We start from the raw sequence: 21,848 nt of genomic DNA on the forward strand, positions 1-21,848 counted from the left end.
CGCCCTGTTTCCGTTCCGGTCGTCCCCGAGCCGGTCCCGTGCCGCCCGGCCGGTTCCGTGTCGCAGGGGGCCTGTTCTGCGCCGTACGGCCGGGCCCGCCCGGTGTTTCCGGCGTGCCCAGTATTTCTGCCACACCGGCCCTCCGCTTCTCAGCTTCTCCCCGATGCAGCACTATGGGTGATGGCTATGGCTACAGGGCGGAACTCGTCAGCGCTGTCACGAGGAAGGGCTAGTAGATGACCGGCACCAGGGGCACCCGGGGCGCGACCCGTCTCGCGGTCCGCTACTTCGACGACCGCGTGCTCTTCAGCGACAACGAGGCCTGGGCCTACTTCCGGCTCCCCACGGTGTCCTACGAGTTCACCACCCCCGAGGAGCGCCAGGCGCTCGCCACCAACATCACCATCGCCCTCGCCGCCATCCGGATGAACGACGCCGAGGTGCACCTGCGCGTCGCGCACCGCACCTACCCGGCCGCCCAGTGGGCCACCCGGCTGGACGAGACCGCCGACGCCGGCCCCGGCTGGTTCGACTACCTCGACGAGATGTACCGGCACGTGTGGGTCAAGGACTTCTGGACCAAGGAGGTCTACCTCGGCGTGCGCCTGGGCATGCGCAACGCCGGGGCGGGCCTGGGCCTGTTCTCCCAGCTCTTCGGCGCCTACCAGCGCACCGAGCAGGCTCTGGGCATCAACGACGACGCGATCGACGACAAGGAGATCGCCCGCTGGACCGACCAGTCCGAGCGCCTCGGCCGCGCCCTGGCCGCCAGCTCCCTGCACGCCCGGCACGCCACCTCCGACGAGGTCGCCTGGCTCATCCGGCACGCGGTCAGCGGCACCGCCGAGGAGAGCCGCCCCTCGGCCGCGGGCCGCCGCACCTGGGGGCGCGGCGAGATCGAGCAGCTCGTGGACGGGGTGATCCACAACGGCCGCTCCATGCTGTGCCTCGAACAGCCCGCCGGGTCCACCTACGTGGCGTTCCTGTCGTTCGCCCGCTTCCCGGACCTCATGCCCTTCCCCGACGGCGAGCCCTGGCTGCACCACGCGGACGCGCTGCCGTTCCCCGTCGAGATCTCGCTGCGGATGAAACTCGTCCCGCCCGCGAAGGCCTCCAAGGACGTCGGCCGCAAACTCGCGCACGCCCGCGACATGGACGCGCACATCCGTGAGGCCGGGGTCGAGGCGCCCATCGCCCTGGCCGAGCAGATCGACGCCGCCCGCATGCTGGAGCACGGCATCACCAAGGAACGCCTGCCGTTCGTCTACGGCTGGCACCGGCTCATGGTCTCCGCGCCCACCGAACGCCTCCTGAGCCAGCAGGTCGAGGCGGTCGTGGAGCACTACCGGGACATCGGCATCGACGTCGTCAACTCCACCGGCGACCAGATCTCCCTGTTCAACGAGTCCCTGCCCGGCGACCGCATCCGCCTGAACGCCTACGCCCAGCGCCAGCCGCTGCGCACCATCGCGGGCGGCATGCCCACCGCGACGGTCGAGGTCGGCGACCGCGTGGACAACCAGGGCGGCGGCTGGGTCGGCCCCTACGTCGGCGAGACCATCGGCCGGGCGCGCTCCATCGTGCACTTCGACCCCATGGTCGCCGCGGCACGCAACCGCCCCACCGCCATCGCCATCACCGGCGAGCCCGGCGGCGGAAAGACCACCCTCGCGCTGCTCATGATCTACCAGCTGGCCCTGCGCGGGGTCACGGTCGCCGCCATCGACCCCAAGGGTGACGCGGAGTCCCTCGTGGAGCTGCTCAAGCACCGCGGCCGCAAGGCCCGCATCATGTCGCTGGGTTCGGCCCAGCCCGGCCTGCTCGACCCCTTCGCCTTCGGTGACGACCTCGCCGCGAAGAAGACCATGGCCACCGAGACGCTGCGCCTGCTGCTGCCCCGCATGAGCGAGGAGCGCGAGTCCGCGATGATCCAGGCGGTCGCCACGGTCGCCAACCAGCCCCAGCCGTCCCTGGCCAAGGTCGTCGACCACCTGTCCTCCTCCGACGACGCCGCCTCCCGCAACCTGGGCGCGGTCCTGGGTTCGATGTCGGAGATGCGGCTGGCGTCGCTGTGCTTCGACCCCCAGGGCGAGGCGCGCATCGACACCGAGGGGTGGACCACCGTGTTCACCCTGGGCGGGCTCACCCTGCCCGACTCCGGGGTCAATCGCGACGACTACTCCTACGAGCAGCGCCTGTCCGTCGCGCTCCTCTACCTGGTCTCGCAGTTCGCCCGCCGCCTGATGAACGGCCTCGACCGGCGCCTGCCCAAGGCGATCTTCCTCGACGAGGCCTGGGCGGTCACCTCCACCCCCGAGGGCGCCAAGCTCGTCCCCGAGGTCTCCCGGATGGGCCGCTCCCGCAACACCGCGCTCATCCTGGTGTCCCAGAACGCGGGCGACATGCTCAACGAACAGGTCACCAACTGCCTGTCCTCGGTGTTCGCCTTCCGCTCCAGCGAGGCCCACGAGGTCGCCGACGTCATGGCGCTGCTCGGCGTGGACACCAACGAGGACCACATGGCGGTGCTCCGCAACCTCGGCAACGGCGAGTGCCTGTTCCGCGACCTCGACGGGCGCACCGGGAGGATCGGCGTCGACCTGGTCTCCGAGGGGCTGCTGCGCTGGCTGGACACCAACCCCACCCGCGAGCGGCCCGCCGGGGATTCCCTGGTGTCCGCTAACGGCCGCGACCAGTAGCGAACCTTTCGCGTCGGCGCGTGTTCCCGCAGGTCAACGGAGAGTCGGCCGCGGAGGCGCGGGGACGGGGTCCGACTCCGCGGACAACAGGTGACAAAGGGGTGCGGGGAGTCGGGTTCGGGCACGACCAGGATGGGGATCAAGGAGATTATCGTCTGCCCTCCGAACCAGCCGCCTGACGAACCAGCCGCCTGACCCCCGCCCCCGTACCCGCACCCTCCCGTCCCGCCTCCGACCGCCACGAGCCGCGTACCCGGTCCGTCCCGGCTCCGGATCCCGCGCGCCGCCCACCCGCTCTGCTCCGGTCGCCACGGGGCGTACACCCCTCTCCGTTCCCGAACACCACGAGCCGCCGTCCCCCGCCCCTGACTGACCCGCACCCCGACAGGCACCCACCACTCACGAGGGATCGCCCATGAGTGAGGACGTCATCCGGCCGCGCCCCGTCGTCGACACCGCTCTGCCCGAGGAACTACGCGAGGACATCTTCCGGGAGGCCAACGCCCCGGAGTCGCACCGCATGCGCGCCGAGGGGGAGGCCGTCAGCCGTGCCCTCCGCTTACGCGAGGGCGGTATCCAGCTGCTCGGTGTCGGCTTCACCCTGGTCCTGGCCCTGCTCACCGCCGGCTGGTACCTCGGCATGGTGATCGCCAGCATCAGCCTGATCGCCTACGTCGCCGCGCTGGCCGTGCGCAAGGAGGCCGATCCGGTGGTGCGGGGGATCGGCGCCGCGATCGGCGGGGGAGCCTTCGCGGCCGCGCCCCTGTGGCTGTTCGACGTCCTGCCGCTGGACCCGCCCGGCGGCGCCCCCTGGCTGCTGTTCGCGCTACTGGTCGGCATGGTCACCGCGGACACGCTCACGGCACAGGTCAAGGAGCCGCCCGAGGAGCACTACCGCGACCGGATCCTGTTGCCGGAGGACATCAGCGCCGCCGACCACGGTCTGCTGGTGGCGGTCCAGCAGACCATCGACAAGGTCACCGACGCCCGTGTGGAGCTGGGTGGCTCCGACACCCTGGACACCGCCCGGGGGCTCTTGGTCCTGCGGGAACAGGAGTGGCGGATCGCCTCCCTGCTGGCCCGCCAGCGCGAACTGCGCCGGGAGTACATCCGGCGCTGGCAGCAGGCCTCCTCGCCCCGGGTGCGCGAGGTCCTCGCCCCCCAGCGGGAGCACCTGATCGCGGTGGAGGGCCACATCCGCGACCGGGTCGACCAGATCGTCGACTACGGCCGGCTGGTGGAGGCCTCGGTCCTGGCGCACCGCGAGTGGGAGCAGTGCCAGGAGGCCCTGGACTCGATGGACTCCTACACGGACCTGCGCGCCGAGGCCTCCCTGATGTCCGTGCGCTCCGCCGAGGTCGCCGAACTCGCCGACACCGCCGAGGCCGCCCGCAGGGTGCGGGACGAGTACGTGGCCAGGGTCCACGCCGCCGTCACCGGCCTCGCGGAGCTGCCCCGAGGGTGACCTGGCGGGCGCGGCCGAGCACGGCGGCGGCGAGCAGCCCCAGGCACCCCCAGGAGAGGAGCGTGGTGGCGAGCGTGACCACGGCCCCGTGGGTCCCGTAGGCCCGGAAGACCACCGGGTGGTTCAGGACCGCGAACACCGCGAACAGCAGCGCGGCCAGCCACAGCGCGGCGGGGACGGCCGATCCGGGTGGCGTGCCCCGTCGGCGGCGGACGCCCGACAGGGCGGTGTGCAGGCACAGGAGGCCGCCGAGCACCGCCTCCAGGTTCTGGAGGAGGAGCACCCCGGAGAGCACCAGCACGGTCAGGGTGAGGAGCACGGCGGCCGACCACCAGGTCCCGGGCCGGTATCGGTGGGCGGCCAGGACGAGCAGCGCCACCAGGGTCAGCACGCAGCCCCACACGACGTACCAGGGGGCCAGGTCCGCCGGTCCGGGGAGGAGGTGGGCGACCGGGCCCCGCCGGGACCAGACCAGCAGGGCCAGATGCATGACCGTGAGCACGGCCGCGGCGCACCACAGTTCGAGCCAGGCGCCCCGGGGCAGCCCGGGGCGCTCGGCGTGCAGGAGCAGCAGCACCAGGAACGCCGCCGTCCACACCTGGGGGTTGGGCAGGTCCCAGGTCAGCCACACGTCGGGCAGCACCGCGACCACCAGGGCGTACACGGAGAAGCCCAGCAGCGCGGACCCGCTCAGCGGCGGCCGTGCGGAGAGGGTGCGTTCGAGTACGGACCGGGTGCGGTCGGGAAGTGGTGGCAGAGGCAGGGGAAGGCACCCTTCGGGGCGGGAAAACGGCGCCCCTCAACTCTGGCACCGAATGTCCGGCCGGACGACGGGACGGGGCCCTCCACCCCTCCGGTGTCCGATACCGGTCATGCCGGGGGCCGGCGCACGAGCCCTCCGGACACGGCCGGATGCGGCCACGGGCGCTTCCCCGGTTCGCCCCACGCGGGTTCCACCGGTCTGGCAGATTGGGCGGATGAGAGCTGACTGGTCGAACGGGGACCGTTCCCTCGACGCCCTCCGGGAGTGGGTGACCGTCATGGTCGCCATGGGCCGACTCGGGTTCTCCGATGTCATGGACAGGGCCTACGAGAGGCTGATCGACCTGCGGTCCTCCTCCGGAGAGACGCTGATCGACGGCACACTGCTGGACGGTCCCGCCCCCGACCGGGCCGAACCGGCCAAGATCCGGGCCGACGCCGCCGAGGTCCACGACTTCGCGGACCGGGCCTTCGCCAACCACCTGCGCGTGCAGCGCCGCTGGCCCGGGCGCACCGACGTCGACCGGCTCGAACGGGCGGGGCAGGCCCTGGCCGCGATCGGCGTCCCCCTGTTCGAGGGGGTCGACTGCTGTGACGGCTGCCTGGAGCACAACGGCGGCGAACCGTACGTGTGGAGCCTGGCCGACCACCAGGACGTCAAGGCCCGCGCCGTCGCCTACTTCTTCGAATCCGACATCGAACTCGCGCTGTTCGGCGAGCACCTGTGGATCAGCTTCGCGGTACGCGAGCACGACCTGCTGGGGGCGGCGGCCGCGGAGATCCTGGAGGTCCTGCACGCGCACGGCCTCGACGCCCTGTGGCCGGACGAGACGGCCGCCCGCATCCGGGTGGACATGGACTGGCGGTGCCGCCGCCGGGGCCGGCTCGCCGCGCACCCGGGCCCCCGCGCGTCCCGGGAACCGATGATCCGGGTGGAGCTCACCAATCCGCAGCCCGAGCACCTCCTGCCCTGGTGGGGCGAGGACCACCTGCGGGACACCTCGGTCCGCGAGTTCGCCCGGGTCGCCCTGCCCTGGCTCCCGACGGGGCAGCGGGTCGAGGTGACCAGCCGGGTCCGCGAGGACCTCATGATCTTCCTGGAACGCGACTTCGACCGGATCCGGGTGCTGGGCGCGGCCTGCCTGTCCGGGGTGGAGCCGACCTACGGGGAGGGCCTCCTGCTGTCCCGCGACCACCTGGACGAGGTCCTCAGCCGCTGGGCGGTGGACGGCTCGCTGCCCTCGGAGGACGCCCCGCCCGCCTCGCGCGGGCTTCTCGACGTCAGGTACAGCGACGGCCATCCGCTGGGGGTGGGGCGCACGGGGCTCGAGGTGCCGATGGAGCTTGCGGAACTGCGCTCCCTGCTGCACCGGGCCGTCCCCGCGCTGGGCACGTTCGTGGTCGCCTGTTCGTTCAACGGTGTGTGCGTGCAGATGGTCTGGCAGGAGGACCACACCGTGTGGATGGAGACCCCGGACCCCGTGGCCCGCGTCTCGTACGGCCGGCTCGGCACCCTCGCGGAGGCGGAGGAGCTGTTCTGCCAGCTCGCGGAGGAGGGCACGTCGGGGCTGCTGGGCGCCCCCGGGGTGCACACGCTCCACTGGGACCACCATCTTGACGACGAGCCGCCCCAGGGGTGAACCGCCCCGCGGCCGCACCCTCGCACCGCCCCGAACCACCACCGGACAGCCCGGGCGCCGACCGTCCCGTCGCCCGGGCCCTGCCCGGAACACGATCACGGTCCCCGGCGGTCAACCCAGGCCGAAGTAGGCGCGGGAGGCGCCCGGGACGAGCAGCAGCCCGCCGATCCCCAGCGTGTAGAGCAGCATCAGCGTGTAGACCACCATCAGTTCCGGCGTGTAGACGAACACCGTGAACATGCTCATCGCCAGCGACACCGCCGCGATCCCCTGCACGATCACCACCAGGGCGAACACCAGCCGCGACCGGGTGAGCAGCCCGAAGGCCGCGAAGGCCGACAGCACGCCCCACAGTCCCAGGACCACCACGCTGCCCCAGGTGGTGTCAGTGGCGGGGTCGTCCGCCTGCCCGATGCTCAGGGCGGTGAGCACGAACAGCACCAGTGCGTTGAGCCCCAGCATCACCATTGCGGTGAGCACCGCCGTCGGCTTCGCCGCGTCCGGTTCGGCGCCGCGCCCGCTCCCTGCGGGCACGGGCGCGCCGGGGTTGGTGCCGGTGTGCCCTGTCCCCTCCAGGAACCGCGCGCCCGCGTCCGTCCCGGCCGCCCCACCGGGGCCCGGGGGCGTGTCCGGCCCGGCCCCGGGACGTCCCTGAGCCGTGGCGCCGGCGGGGCCTGTCGGCCGCACAGCACCTCCGGGGCCCACAGCGCCCGCTCCCCGACCCGCCGCCATCGCCGGCGGCGCGGCCCACGAGTACCCGCCCGCCTGGGGACCGCTCGGCGGCTGCCGGGGCCCGACCGGGTTTCGCCGCGGCGCGGGAGCCGGCTGCGGCCGCGCGGTGCCGGACTGCGCCGACCGCACCCTGCTCGGCGGCTGCTGTCCCCACGCGGGTGTGCCTCCGTGGGGGCTGGGCGTGTTGTGGGGAGCGGGTGCGTCGGGGGCGGGGGTGTTGCCTCCCGGCCGTGCCGGCCCGGGACCGCCGGGCCCACCCGGCCTGCTCGCCCCGCCCGGCCGACCGGCACCGGGCCGGTTCCCGGGGGCGCCGGTCCCGCGAGCACCGCCGGTCGCGACGTCCCCGACGACCGCGGCGGCTTCGACGGCTCCGAGGTCCGGCAGCGCGGACTTCTCCGTGCCCACGTGCCGCTGCGCCGCCTGGCGTTCCCGCTCCAGCAGCTCCAGGGCCTCCTGCGGGCTCGGCCTGGCCGCCACGTCCCGGGTCAGCAGGGCGCCGATCAGCGCGCGCAGGGCCAGGCTCTTCGGTGTCTCCGCGTCCTCGTTCTCGACCAGCTTCGGTGGTACCGGCGCGGTCAGTACCGCGCTGATCATGCCGGTGATGCTGTCCCGCTTGAACGGCGAACGCCCCTCCAGCAGCGAGTACAGGGTCACCCCGAGGCTCCACAGGTCCGAGGCGGGCAGGGCCCGTTCGCCCTCGAAGCGTTCCGGCGCCATGTACTCGGGGGAGCCGATGTACACGCCGGTCTGGGTGAGCGCGGCGCTGCCGTCCACGTTCGCGATGCCGAAGTCCGTCAGCACCGTCCGGTCGTCCTCGGTGAGCATGATGTTGGCGGGCTTGACGTCGCGGTGGGTGACCCCCGCCGCGTGGGCCGCCTTCAACCCGCCCAGCAGTGCCCGTGCCGCCTGTTCGACCCGTTCGACCGGCATCGGTCCGCCGGTGTCGAGGCGGTGCTGGAGCGAGGAGCCGCTGAGCAGTTCCATCACGATCCACGGGCTCTTGTCGTGGTCGAGCACGTCGTGGATGGTGACGACGGAGGTGTGGCTGATCCGGGCGGTCGCCTGGGCCTCGCGCAGGGTGCGCGCGTGCGCTTCGGCGCGGTCCTCGGGCGTCATCCCCTCGGGGAGGAGCACCTCCTTGACCGCGACGTCCCGCTGCAGCGCGGGGTCCCAGGCGTGCCAGACCGTGCCCATTCCACCGATGCCCAGCCTCTTACGCAGCTCGTAGCGGCCGACAGAGGTACGCCCGGGGGTCGGCATGGTGTGGCTTCCCTTCTGGCGGTGCGGAGTCTTGCGCGGGCCGATCGCTTCGGGAGAGGTCCGTCCGCCGTTCTGGGCGACGGCAAGAGGGGGGACCGCCTTGGTGGACCTGGTGAACCGGTTTCAACAGAACTGCAACTGTAAGCCTGCCCAGAAGACCCGACACCGGAGCCAACGGAAGGTGACCGATAGCGGTCACAGTCGACACTCTGCGTTTCGGCGCTTCGGCACCACGCGCGATCCCTTCTTGTTTTCGGTGAAAGCGCAGGTGGGCGGGGGTGGGAAATCCTTTTGTGACCAGAGTCCGGAAAGCCGTGATCCCATGGGCGGCAACCGTGACCGGCCGTATCCCGAATTTCTCCAGAGAGCCTTTGAACGCGGTCCGCCGGTGACCGAAAGTTGCTCGTGGTGCTCAAGCTCGAAATGTCCCCATGGCCACGGCTGAGGGAGGAGGTCCCTCGCTCCGGGGCGCGCCGGTTCGGGAACGCCGGAGGGCGCGAACCGTTGACCGCGTACCGGGTGGTAGATCTGGGTGAGCTGTGTGTCGGGCGACCTACGGGGATGAAGATGATCAGGGAAGCCATCGGGTCGCGTGCCGCCGTCCACTCGGCGGAGGACTGGTGGAGATTCGAGCGGGAGACCGGGCTGTCCTTTCCGCCGGATGTGGTGTGGATGGCCGGCCGGGCGCCTGAGTTCTTCATCGAGGCTGATGTCGACGAGTATCCAGACCCGGGGTACGACCCCAGGATCGAACGTGTCATCGTGCGCCTTCCCCACCCGGGTATGTCACGCCAGGAACTGGCGGATCGATCGGCTTTTTACTCGGAAGGCTTCTCTCCCGCGATCGACAGCCGGGGCATGGTCTCGTTCATCGACGAGAACGACCCCGGCGGGTTCTGGAAGGAAGAACCTTTCCCCTTTTTCGCCTACCCGGAGACCCCAGGAATGGTGCCTTGGGGGGAGAGCATCGGCGGGTGCTACTACTTCTTCGTGCCGGTGGAGGGTGGCACGAGGTGGCGGTTGCTGCTCAGCGCTGAGGACCATGCGCGGTGGGTCGACATGCCCCTGCTCGATCTCCTGGAGGGGCTGGTGAGCCAGGAGTTCGTCTGCCCGGTCATGGATGGGGGCTGGTCGAACGCTTCGGTGGAATTCATCGAGCCGGGAACTTACTCCATCTGAGGCACCCCTCTCCCCGAGCCTGCCACCGCCCCCAGCCACTGACTTCCCTGACACCGGGAGGCCGGATACCCGGAGCGGCCACCGGTGAGCGACAGCTCCACCTCCCGGGTGCGGGCGCGGGTGGCCGCTTCGCCGTGGGTGCCGACGCCCTCCTTCTCCGGGCGGTGGATCTCACTCCCAGACGGCGGTCTCCGGGTCGACGCCGTGCGCCCGCGCGTTGGCGTCGATGGCGTCGCGCAGCCACACCGCCAGACCTGGTTCGATGCTGTCGTAGTTGGCCCTGAACGCCGGGTCGTCCACGTTCATGCGCCCGATGATCACCTGCATGGAGTGCGTGCAGTCGAAGTAGGCGCCCATCGAGGCCCGGTGCCGTTCGGCCAGCACGTCGGCCCGTTCGCTCCCGGGCTCGACCCCGGCCCGCAGCGCCTCGGACAGGTCCGCGTTGAGGGCCTCGACCGACTCCGCGATCCGCTGCCAGTCCTCGGCGGTCCGCTCCGCCGCGCGTTCGGCGAACTGGGCCCACTGGGCGGTGTCGCCCCAGCGTTCGCGGGCCCCCGCCGCCCAGGAGGGCTGCCAGTTCTCGCCGAAGATCTCGACCTGTTCCTCCGCCGACAGCAGGACGCCCTCCTGCCGGGCCTCGACCATCCGGTCCAGGGAGTCCGCCATCCGCTCCAGCCTGCGGATGCGCTCGCGCAGCCGGTCGCGCTGGTGGAGCAGTGACTCGGCCGCCTCGTCGGCGTCCGCGTCCAGGAGCCGCGCGGTCTCCTCGAGCGAGACGCCGAGCTCGCGGTAGACGAGTACGCGGTGGATGCGGGCGATGTCCGGGGCCGTGTAGAGCCGGTAGCCGGCGGCGGTGCGGCCGCTCGGCACGGCGAGCCCGATCTCGTCCCAGTGATGCAGCGTCCGGACGGTGACCCCCACGAGGGAGGCCACCGCCCCGACGGTCATCGCGCCGTAGTTCATCGGTTCACGTTATCCACGGGTGCGCCGGTCCGCGGTTCCACGGCCGGAGCGCGGCCCGGGTCCTTACGCCTCGGGGCCCTCGATCCCCGACTCCCGCATGAACTGGGCCTCCGCGCTCTCGGGATCGTACGGGCGGGCCGCCGTCATGGTCACCCGGGTGTTCTCCGGGGTGGTGACCTGAACGTCCACCGTGTTCCACGGCATCGTGTGCGGGCCGCTCGTGGAGCCGGGCAGCGCCTTCTCGCACGCCGCCACGATGCCGTCGATCTGGTTGAGCACGCAGGAGAAGCTGACGCTCACCGCGGGCGCCTCGGCGGGGCGTTCGCCCGGCACGAGCAGGACGTCCTGGAACGCCCAGCGCCGCAGGTGGACGATCTGCCCGGGCATGGAGTAGATGTCGAAGAAGCCGAGTCCGTCGGTCCAGAACTCCTTGGACGCCTCCAGGTCGTCGGTCGGGACGGTCAGGAACATGGGCATGCCGTAGATGCCGCGGAAGAGCTCCGGGGGAGCGGTGTCGGGCCCGGGCTGCGGGACGGGGCTGATGCTGAACGCGGGAAAGTGCCCGTTCGTGTTGTTTTCGCTCATGCGGCCATCGTGAAGCCTCACGCCGCGTGAGGGTCAAGCCGGGCGAGAGCCGCACCAGAGGTGCCCGTGAGGCGCCGGAGGCCCATGTGAGGGGTGCGAAAGGTGCACCGGGCCGGTATCGCGAATGAGGTTGGAAAAGGCTCAGTATTCACATTTTCCGAGGTGGCGGAACGACAGAGCACATCGTCCCTAAAGGCCGATGCCGAAGGCCGATAACCTCTAGCATCGAACCGATGCCCGTTTGTGACAACCGGTACTTATCGTATCTACGGGGCATTTTCCTTTTCAGTGTCGAGGACACCAGGAGTGAACCGTGTTCGCACTCACCGACAACGACCCCGGTCGACTCGGGCAGTACCGACTCCTCGCGTCGCTCGGTGAGGGCGGCATGGGGCACGTCTACCTCGCGGCCGGACAGGGCCGACAGCTCCTGGCGGTCAAACGGGTCCTGCCGCACCTGGCGCGGTACGACGGGTTCCGGCGGCGCTTCGCCCTGGAGGTGGAGACCGCCAGCCGGGTCGAGAGTCCGCACACCGTCCGCCTCATCGACGCCGACACCGAAGCCGAGCAGCCGTGGCTGGCCTCCGAGTTCATCCCCGGGCCCACCCTGATCCAGCACATCGAGGAGAACGGGCCGCTTCCCGAACCCCTGGTCCGCCGCCTCGGCGCCGACCTCGCGGCGGCGCTGTCGGCGATCCACGGCGCGGGGCTCGTGCACCGGGACCTCAAACCCTCCAACGTCATCCTGACCTCCACCGGGGCCAAGCTCCTGGACTTCGGTATCTCTCGCGCCATCGACTACTCCACCAGCGTCGCGCTCACCCAGACCGGCGGCGTCGTCGGTTCGCCCGGCTACATGTCGCCCGAACAGGCCCGGTCCAACCCGCTCACCGAGCGCTCCGACGTCTTCAGCCTCGGCTGTCTCCTGGCCGTCGCCGCCACCGGCCGCGCCCCCTTCGACGGCCCCTCCATCCCGCAGGTCCTCTTCAAGGTCGTGTACGAGCAGGCCGATCTCGACGCGCTCCCGGGCGCCCTGCGAGACACCGTCGGCCGGTGCCTGGCCAAGGAACCGGAGGACCGCCCCACGGTGGAGGAGCTCACCGGACTGCTGGCCGGACCCGAGACCGCGCCGGGTTCGGTCCCCGCGTCCGTGGCGGCCTTCATCGACCGCCAGTACGCCGAGGTGAACGCCTTCGCCAGCACGGTCCCGCAGCAGCCGACCCTCGTCGACGAGGGCCCGACCCACGTCCTCTCGGACCAGGGCTTACCGCCCAACGCCGGCGGCCCCGTTCCGCCCCGGTCCGGTGGCCCCGTCCCGCCACCGCGCCGCATCAGCAAGCCCGTGCTCATCGCCGGTGTGGCCGTGGCGGCCCTGCTGTTGGCCGTGCCGATCGGCTTCGCCCTTTCCTCCGGTGAGGATTCACCGAGCGGGGAGAACGACGACCCTTCCTTCTCGGGGGGCTCTTGGGCTGACGGGGGCGAGGGGGACGACTCCGAACAGTCCGGAGAGTCCGAGCAGTCGGGGTCGGCACTCTCCGTCCCGACGGGGGAGGAGCTCTGCGAGATCTTCGATGCCGATGGCTTCGTGGCCGCACTCGGTTCGGAGTGGGAGATCAACGAGGTCCAGGAGGAAGACGACGGGGCCTGCAGGGCTTCCGCCAGAAGCAGCGCCGGGCTCGGCTCCGCGACCATCTCGATGTCCGTGAGCCCCACTCCCGAGGACAGCTGGCTTCTCTGCCCTTTCACCGGCTGCGACTACGCCCCCGACGCAGCGCTCGTCCCGAACAGTGAATCGACCGCCAGGCCCTGGGACATGGCAGGGATCGTCGACAACACGATGCCGGAGATGATCTGGTACCAGGACGGCACGGCCGGGGTGGTGAGGGCGTCGGCCATGGGGTCGGACGTCGATGCGGGGGACGAGGCGTTCCAGGCGTTCCTCCTGGAGCAGGGCATCGCGCTCTACGACCTCGCCAGCGAGGGCTGACCACGGGCGGCCGACAGCGCAGAGGGTTCTTGCTGAAGGCCCCGCGGAAGAGCCGTGTCGAAGATGACCGCAGCTCCGCGGCGGTCCCCGTGGAGCGCGAGCCGTCTCGTCGGTAGAGGGGGCGGCACCTTGCGTGTGTGCGGCTCTGAGAACTCTCTGTGCGGGGCGCTGGGGCGGTTGTAGCGTGTCGCGCAGTAGAGAACGACAAGCGGATAGGAGTGCGATGACAGAGTCGGGGCAGTGGGTGGGCGGGTTCAGGTTGGGTGAGGTGATCGGGGTGGGCGGGTTCGGCACGGTCCACCTGGCGGAGACCCGCGAGGGTGGGCGTGCGGCGGTCAAGCTGCTCCACCCGCACCTGGCGGCGGATGCCAAGGTCCGCCGGTACTTCTCCCTGGAGTTGGCCAACGCGCGCCGGGTCCAGGGTTTCTGTCTGGCGGAGATCTTGGACGCGGACGCTGAGGCGGACCGGCCATGGATCGCCACCGAGCATGTCGAGGGCCCCACCCTGGCCGAAGCGGTGCGTCAACGCGGCCCGTTCTCCGGCGGGGATCTGCAGCGCCTCGCGGTACAGACCATCACCGCGTTGAGCGCGATCCACGCGGCCGGGGTGGTGCACCGCGACTTCAAGCCCGCGAACATCATGTTGGGCCCGGACGGGGCGCGGGTGATCGACTTCGGTATCGCCAGGGCGTTTGACGTCGACAGCGTATCGACCAGCCGAAGCGGAACCCTGAGTTACATGGCGCCCGAACAGATCGCGGGCAAGGCCCTGGGGTCGGCCGTCGACCTCTTCGCCTGGGGTGCGGTCATGATCTACGCCGCGACCGGTGCACCTGCGTTCCCCGGCCCTTCCCCGGACAAGCTCGTCGAACAGATCCTGAAGCTGTCGCCCGAGACCGGCGATCTGGCCGACCCGTTGCTGAGCATTGTGCTGGCGTGCACCGCCAAGGACCCGGTTCAGCGCCCTACCGCCCCTCAGGTCTGGGACATGCTTCTCACCGGCCGGGCCACAGCGCCGACGCAGGGGGACGAAGAGGAGCCCCGAATCCCCAATCCTCCCGGGGACGTCAACGCCATGCTCGGCCTCGCGGACCTGATGGTGGGGCGGGGTGAGCTGAGCGAAGCTGAGCGGTGGTTGCGCCGCGCTGTGGAGGCCGGAGACACCGACGCCATGGGGCACCTCGGGGCATTGCTGCACAGTCGGGGTGAGCTGGATGAGGGCGAACAGTGGCTGCGCCGTGCCGGCGAGGCCGGGCACGCCGACTCCATGGACAGCCTCGCTGGAATCCTGTTCAGGCGGGGCGAGCTGGGTGAGGCTGAGCGGTGGCTGCGCCGTGCGGCGGAGACCGGGCGCATCAACGCCATGAAAATCCTTGCCTACCTCCTGTCCAAGCGGGGGGAGGAGACCGAGACCGAGTACTGGTTGCGCCGTGGGGCTGAGGCCGAGGACTCCGATGCCATGAGCATGCTCGGAGGGCTGCTGTATCGGAAGGGTGAGGTGGCTGAGGCTGAGCGGTGGTTGCGCCGTGCTGCCGGGAGCGGCAACGCCGGAGCCATAGCCAACCTCGGGTACATGTTCCTTGATCAGGGTGAGGTGGGTGAGGGGGAGCAGTGGTTGCGCCGTGCTGCCGAGGTCGGGAACGCCGACGCCATGAAAACCCTCGCCGGACTGACGTTCAGGAGGGGTGAGGAGGGCAACGCCGAGCAGTGGTACCGCCGTGCTGCCGAGACCGGGGACGCCGAAGCCATGATGCACCTCGGGGCCATGTTGTTCGAGCGGGGCGAGACGGGTGAGGGCGAGCAGTGGCTGCGCCGTGCGGCTGAGGCCGGGGACATCGATGCGATGAAGGGCCTCGGAGCTCTGCTGAGTGAGCGGGGTGAGGTGGATGAGGCCGAGCAGTGGCGTCGCCGCGCCCGGGAGGCTGGGGCCGACTCGGCGGGTTGAAGCCGCGTCGAACGAGTGCGTCTCGCCCTCCGCGCTTCCTGCGGCCGACCGGGCACGAGGTTGTGGTGCGGGTCTACTGACCGGAAGCGGCACCCCGTGCCTCTGCCGGCTCAGGGCGGTCTACCGTAGCGCTCATGCGTTCACCGACCCCCCGCCAGTGGACCGGCATCGCCCTCACCGCCGTGGTGCTGTTCGCGCTCACCTTGACCTCCTGGCCCCTGCTGACCCTCCTGTGGGGCCTGCTCCCCGAGGACCTGCCGATGCGGCGCATCCTCACGGGAGCGGGACTGGCCGCGCTCCTGGTGGTGGTGCTCCTCCGGACCCACACCGAACCCGGCCGCCCGAATGAAGCCCGGTTGTGGTTGCTGATCAGCCTCGCCTGGGCGGTGGCCATCGGGGCCGTGGCACTGATGGCGTTCCTGGTCTGGTTCATCCTGGGGACGCCCGGCCTGGACCTGCCCGACGAACTCTCCCCGCGTGCTCTGGACGCGATCGCCACCCGGGCCTTCGCCGTGGTGGCCGGGCTCGGCGGTGTGGCGCTGCTGGTGATCCACTACCGGCGCCAACGCACCACCGAAGCCGACGCCGTGCGGGCGGAAGCAGCCAACGTTCGTGCCGAACGGGCGTCCGAACGCGAGGTCACCAAGCTGTTCAACGAGCGGTTCACCACGGCCTACTCCGAACTGGGCAGCGAGCACGGCGCCGTGCGCCTGGGCGCCGTCCATGCCCTGGCGCACCTGGCCGATGACGCCCCCTCGGAGGAGGAGGTGCAGATGGTCATCCACGTGCTGTGCGCCTACCTGCGCATGCCCTACACCCCCGCACCCGGGGCACTCCCGGAGGACGCCGACGAGGCGCAGCGGGAGGGACACCGCGAGCGCGAGCTGGAGTTCGCGTCCTCCCGGGAGGTGCGCCACACCATCATCCGCATCATCGGCAACCACCTGCGCCGGCACACCCGCTGGCGCGGCAAGGACTACGACTTCACCGGCACCGTCTTCGACGGCGGAGACCTGTCCGGGGCCGTCTTCGACGGCGGGACGGTGTCCTTTCGCGGGGCCGCGTTCGCCGAGGGGACGGTGTCCTTCCAGGAGGCCGTGTTCTCCGGGGGAAGGGTGGACTTCAGCGGAGCGAGGTTCTCCGGAGGGGAGGTGACCTTCTACAGGGCTGGGTTCTCCGGCGGGGAGGTGGCCTTCCACGGGGCTGAGTTCTCAGCCGGGCGCGTGGTCTTCAACAGGGCCGAGTTCTCCGACGGGAGCGTGGACTTCGATCGCGCCGGGTTCTCCGGCGGGAGGGTGACGTTCGAGGACGCCGAGTTCGCCGGCGGGAGGATGGACTTCGGTCATGCGAGGTTCGCCGGCGGGGCCGTGTACTTCAGCGGAGCGAGGTTCTCCGGCGGGAGGGTGAACCTCGGCACGGCCGAGTTCTCCGACGGCGAGGTCTCCTTCTACATGGCCGACTTCTCCGGTGGGGCGCTGTCCTTCTTCATGGCCAAGTTCACCGGCGGGGAGGTGAGCTTCTTCAAAGCTGAGATCTCCGGAGGGAGGGTGGATTTCGGCAATGCGAAGTTCTCCGGCGGCTGGATGGGTTTCCGCCAAGTACAGATCTCCGGCGGGATGGTGGACTTCTACATGGTCGGCTTCTCCGGTGGGGAGGTGGACTTCGACGGGAGCTCAGGCGTGTGCCCCAGGTACCTGCTGGAAAGGGCCGAACGCGCAGAACCAGGGGTGGTGCTGAGGCTGCCCCGACAATGGCGACAGGCGACAAACGGGAGCGGCCACCAAGGCGGCCCGAGCGCGTCCGCCGGGATGGCTGGTCACTGACCCCCTCCGCGTCCGACAGCGGCCCTGCCCGACTCACTTCGCCAGGTAGGCGGAGGCGGCCAGTTCCTGTGCCGCCGCGCTGTCGCCGGGGTCCAGCAGGCGAACGTGCTCGGCAGCCTCCCGCATGGTGGAGGCGGGGATGCCGAACCTGGTCCTGCCCTGGAGGAAGCTCTCGTCGGGATCGTAGGCGGATTGCAGCAGTGCCACCGGGCCCGTATCGCCCTCCTCTTCCGGGGAGTCCGGCGCCGGAGCGCCTGCGTCCTCGTCCGCCGTGGCCGCCGCGACCTCCGCGTACCCCTCCGAGCCCGCTCCGCCCAGGTCCACCCGAACGGGGGCGGGGGCGTACTCCGACATGGATTCCTCCGGCACGTCGTACACGACCGCCCGGGCCTCGAACGCCTCGAAGGCGGAGGCGTCCCCGTTCAACCCGGACACCTCGACCCTCTCCTGCGCACACACCGTTCCGTCCCCTTTGCTCGCGAGACCACCAGTCCCTTCCGTACCCGCGTCCGTGGCGCCCGCGTCCGGTGAGACCTCGGAGCACTCGTACTCGAGGTCGTACTCCGGCTTCGTGATCAGGAGGAGCTGCACACCGTCGTCGTTGATGTACGTGGCGGTGAAGGAGCTGTGTTCGTGGTGGAAGCTCAGATGCCAGGGCCGCCAGCCGGGGGCGTCGAGGACGGCGAGCGGGTACGGGTACTCCCCGATCGAAGCCGCGTCGCCCCGGATCTGCTGCGCGGTGTCGTCCCGCATGCGCTCCAGGGTGTACGCGGTGGTCAGGGGCAGGGCGGCCGCCAGTGCCGCGCTCGCCAGTACGAGCCCCGTCCGGGACGGCCGTCGTCCGCCCGGATCCGACGTGTCCGCGCCAGGGGCCTGTTCCCGCCTGTGGAGGGCGTCCGCGCGGGCGTCGGAGGAGCCGCGTGCCAGGGCCCTTGACCGGTCCCGCGCCCGTCCCCGGGCTCCGGTCCACAGCTGGACCACGAACAGCGTCAGGACCACCACGGCCAGATGCAGGTATCCCGCGGATGCCGCCCCGGTGGCGAAGACGTTCAGCGGGGCCGGACCGATCTCGACCCCCAGAGCCTCCCCGCGTTCTCCGCTGAACCACAGGGACAGGAGCACGGGCTGGATCGGCGCGGGGATCAACGCGACGCACATCAGCAGGGAGGTCCCCACCGGGCGGGGCCAGTTGGTGAACCGGAGCGGCAGGGAGACCAGCACCGCCAGGACCGCCAGCCCTCCGAAGACCGTGGCCAGTGACAGCAGGTCCGGAAAGGCCGATCTGGAACCGCTCGGCCCGGTGACCAGGAAGGCGACGACGACCGCGGGGATGATCGCGACAACGAAGGCGAGGAAGTGCAGCAGGAGTGCCAGAAGCCCGAGTGTCGCGAAGGCGGGCACCCCAGGGGGTCTGGCGGCCATCCGGGACCGAAGGGCCCTGAGGGCGACGAGGGGGCCAGGGCCGGAGCGAAGACCGGGGGAGCTGACCGTTCCAGGGACACCTTCGGCGTTCTCGGCGCCGGGCCCGCCGTGGCCGCCGCGGGCACTGGGATCGGGATCGGGGTGCTGGGAGGTGGACAAGTCGTCTCCGGGAGGTGGACGTCAGGAACGAACAGCGGCGGTCGAGAAGGTTCGGAGGGCAGGCGGCCAGAGTGCGGAGGGAGGCAGGATCGATAGGAGGTCGGGATCGAACCCGGCGGGTACCTGAGCCGGTGGGCCAGTGGCTGCCGGAGTGTGGGGTCCCTGCGATGCCGATGAGGCGGAGGAGGCCGAACCAGAGCGGTGGATGTCGTGCTCTTGGAGCCTGAGACGCCACGAGAGCCGCACACGTTCTGCCTGGAACCGGATCGAACCCTGCTGTCGGGTTCCCCGGACGGGCGGCAGCAGGCTCGTCGCAGACTACTGATCGGCAACCACGGACAGGAGACGGCAGGGAGGCCGCCAGGTGCCAGGGACGGGGGCGGAGACCCGTGGAGGGAGGGGCGGAGTTGTTTCGGTCCTACGGCAATAGGGGCTGGGGGTTCCACGGAAGCTGAAGTTGGTACCGGGTGTCAGTCCACTTGATTGCTGTATGTCCACTTTTGGTTGCGAAAAGTTCTGTGACGCCCCTCATAGTCCTCATGTGGACAGCAAATTGTGGCCTTGTGGTTTTTGGGTGTTTCGGCCGCCCGTTCAAGCCTGCTACCTGCACAAACGAGAAGGATGGACCCATTTGATCCCCTGCTTCCGGTCAGATCCAGGCCGACAACCGGAAAACCGGTCGCGTTGCAGCCATCTCCCAACCCGGTGATGACGCACCATAGAAGATGGGGTAAAGACATGCGGGGGCCTTGTGGTCGCGTACGGTCGCGCGTTGGATGGTGCGATGGCGTGTGTGCGCGGTCGGAGGCCTCGGTGTCTGCCATCGATTTCCCCGCACGACCCACGACGCAGGAGCTCAGCAGATGAGGCATCAGCACGTCCACCGGCGGGGTTGGCGACGCATCCTGATGACGTTCCTGATGTTGTGCGGCCTCATCCTGATCCCCCTGAGCTCAGCCCAGGCGAACCCGATGTGTCCGGGCAACCCGGCGCCGCTTCCCGAGTCCGCCGGCAGCGGCTCGGATGGGCTTCTGGTTCCCCCGCAGTCGCAGTCCTCCATTGAGGGGTCGCCTGATGGGATGCCTCCGGACGCCAGCATGTACGGCCAGTACGGAACAGCCGGGCAGCAGTGGCACATGATCACTGAGTCCTGCGTTGACAAGATGTCTTTGAGCGCACAGGCAACCATCTCAAACTCTGCCTGGGATCTTTCAAAAACCATCAATCAGTCGACCATAACTGTTTATCAGGCAGCCACTTCTGATGGTCTCCTGGCTAGCTTTACTGAAACAGTTGAGAACGTCATTGTGGCGCTGAGGGAAGGGGTTTGGCGGCCACTGATCCCGACGATGGTTATCCTGGGTGCGATCTGGCTCGGCTGGTACGGCCTCATTCGTAAGAGAATGACTCTTACTCTCGAGTCGGCAGTTTGGATGGTTGCTGCCACTGCGCTCGGTATGTGGATTCTTGTGAACCCTGCTCAGGTGATGGGCATGGGGAGCACGCTCGTCAACTCTGGGACTCAGCTTGTCACTAGTGCAGTCGGGCAAGTGCCGTATGGTGCTGGAGCGGTTTCATGTCCGGCTGGAGCTGAGCCTCCAGAGCGTGCTTCATGGGAATCTGAGGCAGATTTCCAGGTTCGCCGTAATGCTGACATGATGTGGGCAAGCCTTGTGTGTCAGCCATGGGTTTCTGGTCAGTTTGGAAACGGTGACATTGCCGAGATCGCTGAACAGGAACACGCGGTTGATCTCTTGGCAGCTCAAGGAATCAGTCGAATCGAACAACAGCAGCTGACTGATGGTGACCTAGAAGCTGAAGCTCTTCTTGCGGAAAAGCAGGAGTCCTACGAGGAGATCGCTTCAAACGTCCAGTCATCATTCCCTAGTGTGTACCCAATTTTCGCGGGTGATGATCAGGGAAGCCGCCTTGGGGTTGCGACTCTAGCGCTCTTTGCATCAATCTTTGCTGGTGGGCTGATTCTCGCCGGTTCGGTGGCTCTGATCGTACTGAAGATCGCGTTCATCCTGCTCTTTATGCTTGCTCCAATCTTCCTGTTGATTGGTATTCATCCCGGTTACGGGCGCATAGTCCTGCTGCGCTGGGTTGAGATGATGGTTGGATTTCTGCTCAAGCAGATCTTTGTGGTGTTGATGATCTCCTTGCTCGTCATGAGCTACGGCTTGGTCATGTCAACACCACTTGGATGGGGCCTTCAGATGATTCTGCTCGCCCTGTTCACCTTGGCGATTTTCATCTACCGGAAGACCCTCACCTACCTCTTCGCTTCGGTCAACGCGCAAACCTTCACCTCCCGGGTGGTCAGCGATGCTGCGCGGAGTCAGGCACTGGACAAGAGCGCGGCTGTGCTTCCTCCGGTCGCTTACATGAAGGCGCAGAACTGGGGGCGCCGTAGGGGTGCTGCGATCGCGGGTACGGCTGCAGGAATTCCTGCTGGCGGGGGCGTCCCCACTGGTGTCACCGAGGGCACCGAAGAAGTTGCGGAAGGCGGGAGCACTCGCGCAGATGGAGCTCGTGTTCGAGGGACCGCGGGTTATGGCCGGGTTCGTGGAAACGACAACGCCCCGCCGCTCAACGTCAACCGGACCGGTGGTCCTGGGGCTGCTCGTCCATCCTCAGGTGCTCGTAGCGGTGATCAAGCTCCGAACCTTGGCAGTAGCAGCAGTGCCGTTGGCGGAAACAGCGGTGGGGCGATTCCACCCCGTCCCACTGGCGGTTACACCGGCACGGGTGACAGTGGCTGGGCGGCTGTCTTCGGTACCGGTGGCGGTGGCAACAACTCGAACCGAAACGACAGCGGTGGTTCCGGCTCTGGTTCGAGTGGTGGCTTGTTCGGAGGTGGGGCGAGCAACTCCCGCGCGGCCAGTTCTGAACGCCCCGAGCCCAGCAGTGGACGTGGCATCTTCAACGGCCGCGAGGACACCCCGGCTCAGGGGAGTCTGGGCGGCCGCGGTTCGCGCTGGGGTGGTCCGAGGGAGAAGCGCGAGCGCCCCGCTCCGCAGCGCGCGGCTCGTCCCGCGCCTGCTGATCGCGGGCGGCGTGGCGATGGCGAGGGCGGTTGGCTGACCGGCTCTGGGAAGCGCAAGGACAATGCCCCCATCACCCCCTTCTGGGGCGAAAGCGGGTCCCCCAGTACCCGCGACCGCAAGCGCGATGTCCCCTTCTGGCTGAACGACGACTGACCGAAGACAAGGCACCCCACACAC

Annotated in this window: 13 protein-coding genes; 8 read left to right on the forward strand and 5 right to left on the reverse strand. The window is 69.6% G+C overall.

All coding sequences use genetic code 11. From position 1 onward, the window contains the following. The first annotated feature begins 236 nt into the window (after window positions 1-236). Complete coding sequence (locus D458_RS0124945) at window positions 237-2,699, forward strand: ATP-binding protein (RefSeq protein WP_017589450.1); 2,463 nt, start codon at window positions 237-239, stop codon at window positions 2,697-2,699. Window positions 2,700-3,114: 415 nt separating this feature from the next. Beyond that, window positions 3,115-4,164 carry a hypothetical protein gene (locus tag D458_RS0124950; protein ID WP_017589451.1) on the forward strand — a complete coding sequence of 350 codons (1,050 nt, stop codon included), beginning with the start codon at window positions 3,115-3,117 and terminating at the stop codon, window positions 4,162-4,164. Here D458_RS0124950 and D458_RS0124955 read toward each other — a convergent pair. Then, window positions 4,133-4,828, reverse strand: a complete 696-nt coding sequence (locus tag D458_RS0124955) for a hypothetical protein (RefSeq protein WP_017589452.1) — start codon at window positions 4,826-4,828, stop codon at window positions 4,133-4,135. The two genes, D458_RS0124950 and D458_RS0124955, sit on opposite strands and share 32 nt — an antisense overlap. 313 nt (window positions 4,829-5,141) lie before the next feature. Between D458_RS0124955 and D458_RS0124960 the strand changes: the two genes are divergently transcribed. Next, the gene (locus D458_RS0124960; protein WP_017589453.1) at window positions 5,142-6,566 is read left to right on the forward strand and encodes a DUF6891 domain-containing protein; all 1,425 of its coding nucleotides are present in this window, start codon (window positions 5,142-5,144) and stop codon (window positions 6,564-6,566) included. A 111-nt stretch (window positions 6,567-6,677) separates the two neighbouring features. Here the strand turns inward: D458_RS0124960 and D458_RS37725 are convergent, their stop codons facing one another. After that, window positions 6,678-8,558, reverse strand: coding sequence for a serine/threonine-protein kinase (locus D458_RS37725; RefSeq protein WP_051049780.1), 1,881 nt, complete (start codon window positions 8,556-8,558; stop codon window positions 6,678-6,680). A 408-nt stretch (window positions 8,559-8,966) separates the two neighbouring features. On the opposite strand from D458_RS37725, the gene D458_RS0124970 reads away from it, so the two are divergent. Then, on the forward strand, window positions 8,967-9,737 hold the full coding sequence (locus D458_RS0124970) for a PH domain-containing protein (protein WP_152521237.1): 771 nt from the start codon (window positions 8,967-8,969) through the stop codon (window positions 9,735-9,737). Window positions 9,738-9,908: 171 nt separating this feature from the next. Here D458_RS0124970 and D458_RS0124975 read toward each other — a convergent pair whose 3' ends face one another. Together D458_RS0124975 and D458_RS0124980 are read right to left on the reverse strand one after the other, a co-directional pair. Next, window positions 9,909-10,700, reverse strand: coding sequence for a MerR family transcriptional regulator (locus D458_RS0124975; RefSeq protein ID WP_017589455.1), 792 nt, complete (start codon window positions 10,698-10,700; stop codon window positions 9,909-9,911). Between the two features lie 63 nt (window positions 10,701-10,763). Beyond that, window positions 10,764-11,285, reverse strand: coding sequence for a VOC family protein (locus tag D458_RS0124980; protein ID WP_017589456.1), 522 nt, complete (start codon window positions 11,283-11,285; stop codon window positions 10,764-10,766). A 313-nt stretch (window positions 11,286-11,598) separates the two neighbouring features. On the opposite strand from D458_RS0124980, the gene D458_RS34965 reads away from it, so the two are divergent. The 3 genes from D458_RS34965 to D458_RS0125000 all read left to right on the forward strand — a co-directional run bounded on the left by D458_RS34965 (window position 11,599) and on the right by D458_RS0125000 (window position 17,040). Beyond that, the gene (locus D458_RS34965) at window positions 11,599-13,272 is read left to right on the forward strand and encodes a serine/threonine-protein kinase (protein WP_051049781.1); all 1,674 of its coding nucleotides are present in this window, start codon (window positions 11,599-11,601) and stop codon (window positions 13,270-13,272) included. Window positions 13,273-13,495: 223 nt separating this feature from the next. Further along, entirely contained in the window at window positions 13,496-15,217 is a 1,722-nt protein-coding gene (locus D458_RS34970; protein WP_051049782.1) for a protein kinase domain-containing protein, read from the forward strand. Between the two features lie 134 nt (window positions 15,218-15,351). Then, on the forward strand, window positions 15,352-17,040 hold the full coding sequence (locus D458_RS0125000) for a pentapeptide repeat-containing protein (protein WP_017589457.1): 1,689 nt from the start codon (window positions 15,352-15,354) through the stop codon (window positions 17,038-17,040). Between the two features lie 33 nt (window positions 17,041-17,073). Here D458_RS0125000 and D458_RS0125005 read toward each other — a convergent pair whose 3' ends face one another. Then, entirely contained in the window at window positions 17,074-18,441 is a 1,368-nt protein-coding gene (locus D458_RS0125005; protein WP_017589458.1) for a hypothetical protein, read from the reverse strand. 1,043 nt (window positions 18,442-19,484) lie between these two features. Here D458_RS0125005 and D458_RS35780 point away from each other — a divergent pair. Further along, the gene (locus tag D458_RS35780) at window positions 19,485-21,824 is read left to right on the forward strand and encodes a type IV secretion system protein (RefSeq protein WP_152521238.1); all 2,340 of its coding nucleotides are present in this window, start codon (window positions 19,485-19,487) and stop codon (window positions 21,822-21,824) included. Window positions 21,825-21,848 lie beyond the last annotated feature (24 nt).

This window comes from Nocardiopsis ganjiahuensis DSM 45031 (assembly GCF_000341085.1).
Lineage (GTDB): Bacteria > Actinomycetota > Actinomycetes > Streptosporangiales > Streptosporangiaceae > Nocardiopsis > Nocardiopsis ganjiahuensis.

Coding starts and splice junctions, on each gene's coding strand:
- D458_RS0124960 (WP_017589453.1), top strand. CDS start 5,142: ATGAGAGCTGACTGGTCGAACGGGGACCGTTCCCTCGACGCCCTCCGG.
- D458_RS0124950 (WP_017589451.1), top strand. CDS start 3,115: ATGAGTGAGGACGTCATCCGGCCGCGCCCCGTCGTCGACACCGCTCTG.
- D458_RS0124980 (WP_017589456.1), bottom strand. CDS start 11,285: ATGAGCGAAAACAACACGAACGGGCACTTTCCCGCGTTCAGCATCAGC.
- D458_RS37725 (WP_051049780.1), bottom strand. CDS start 8,558: ATGCCGACCCCCGGGCGTACCTCTGTCGGCCGCTACGAGCTGCGTAAG.
- D458_RS0124945 (WP_017589450.1), top strand. CDS start 237: ATGACCGGCACCAGGGGCACCCGGGGCGCGACCCGTCTCGCGGTCCGC.
- D458_RS34970 (WP_051049782.1), top strand. CDS start 13,496: ATGACAGAGTCGGGGCAGTGGGTGGGCGGGTTCAGGTTGGGTGAGGTG.
- D458_RS0125000 (WP_017589457.1), top strand. CDS start 15,352: ATGCGTTCACCGACCCCCCGCCAGTGGACCGGCATCGCCCTCACCGCC.
- D458_RS0124975 (WP_017589455.1), bottom strand. CDS start 10,700: ATGAACTACGGCGCGATGACCGTCGGGGCGGTGGCCTCCCTCGTGGGG.
- D458_RS35780 (WP_152521238.1), top strand. CDS start 19,485: ATGAGGCATCAGCACGTCCACCGGCGGGGTTGGCGACGCATCCTGATG.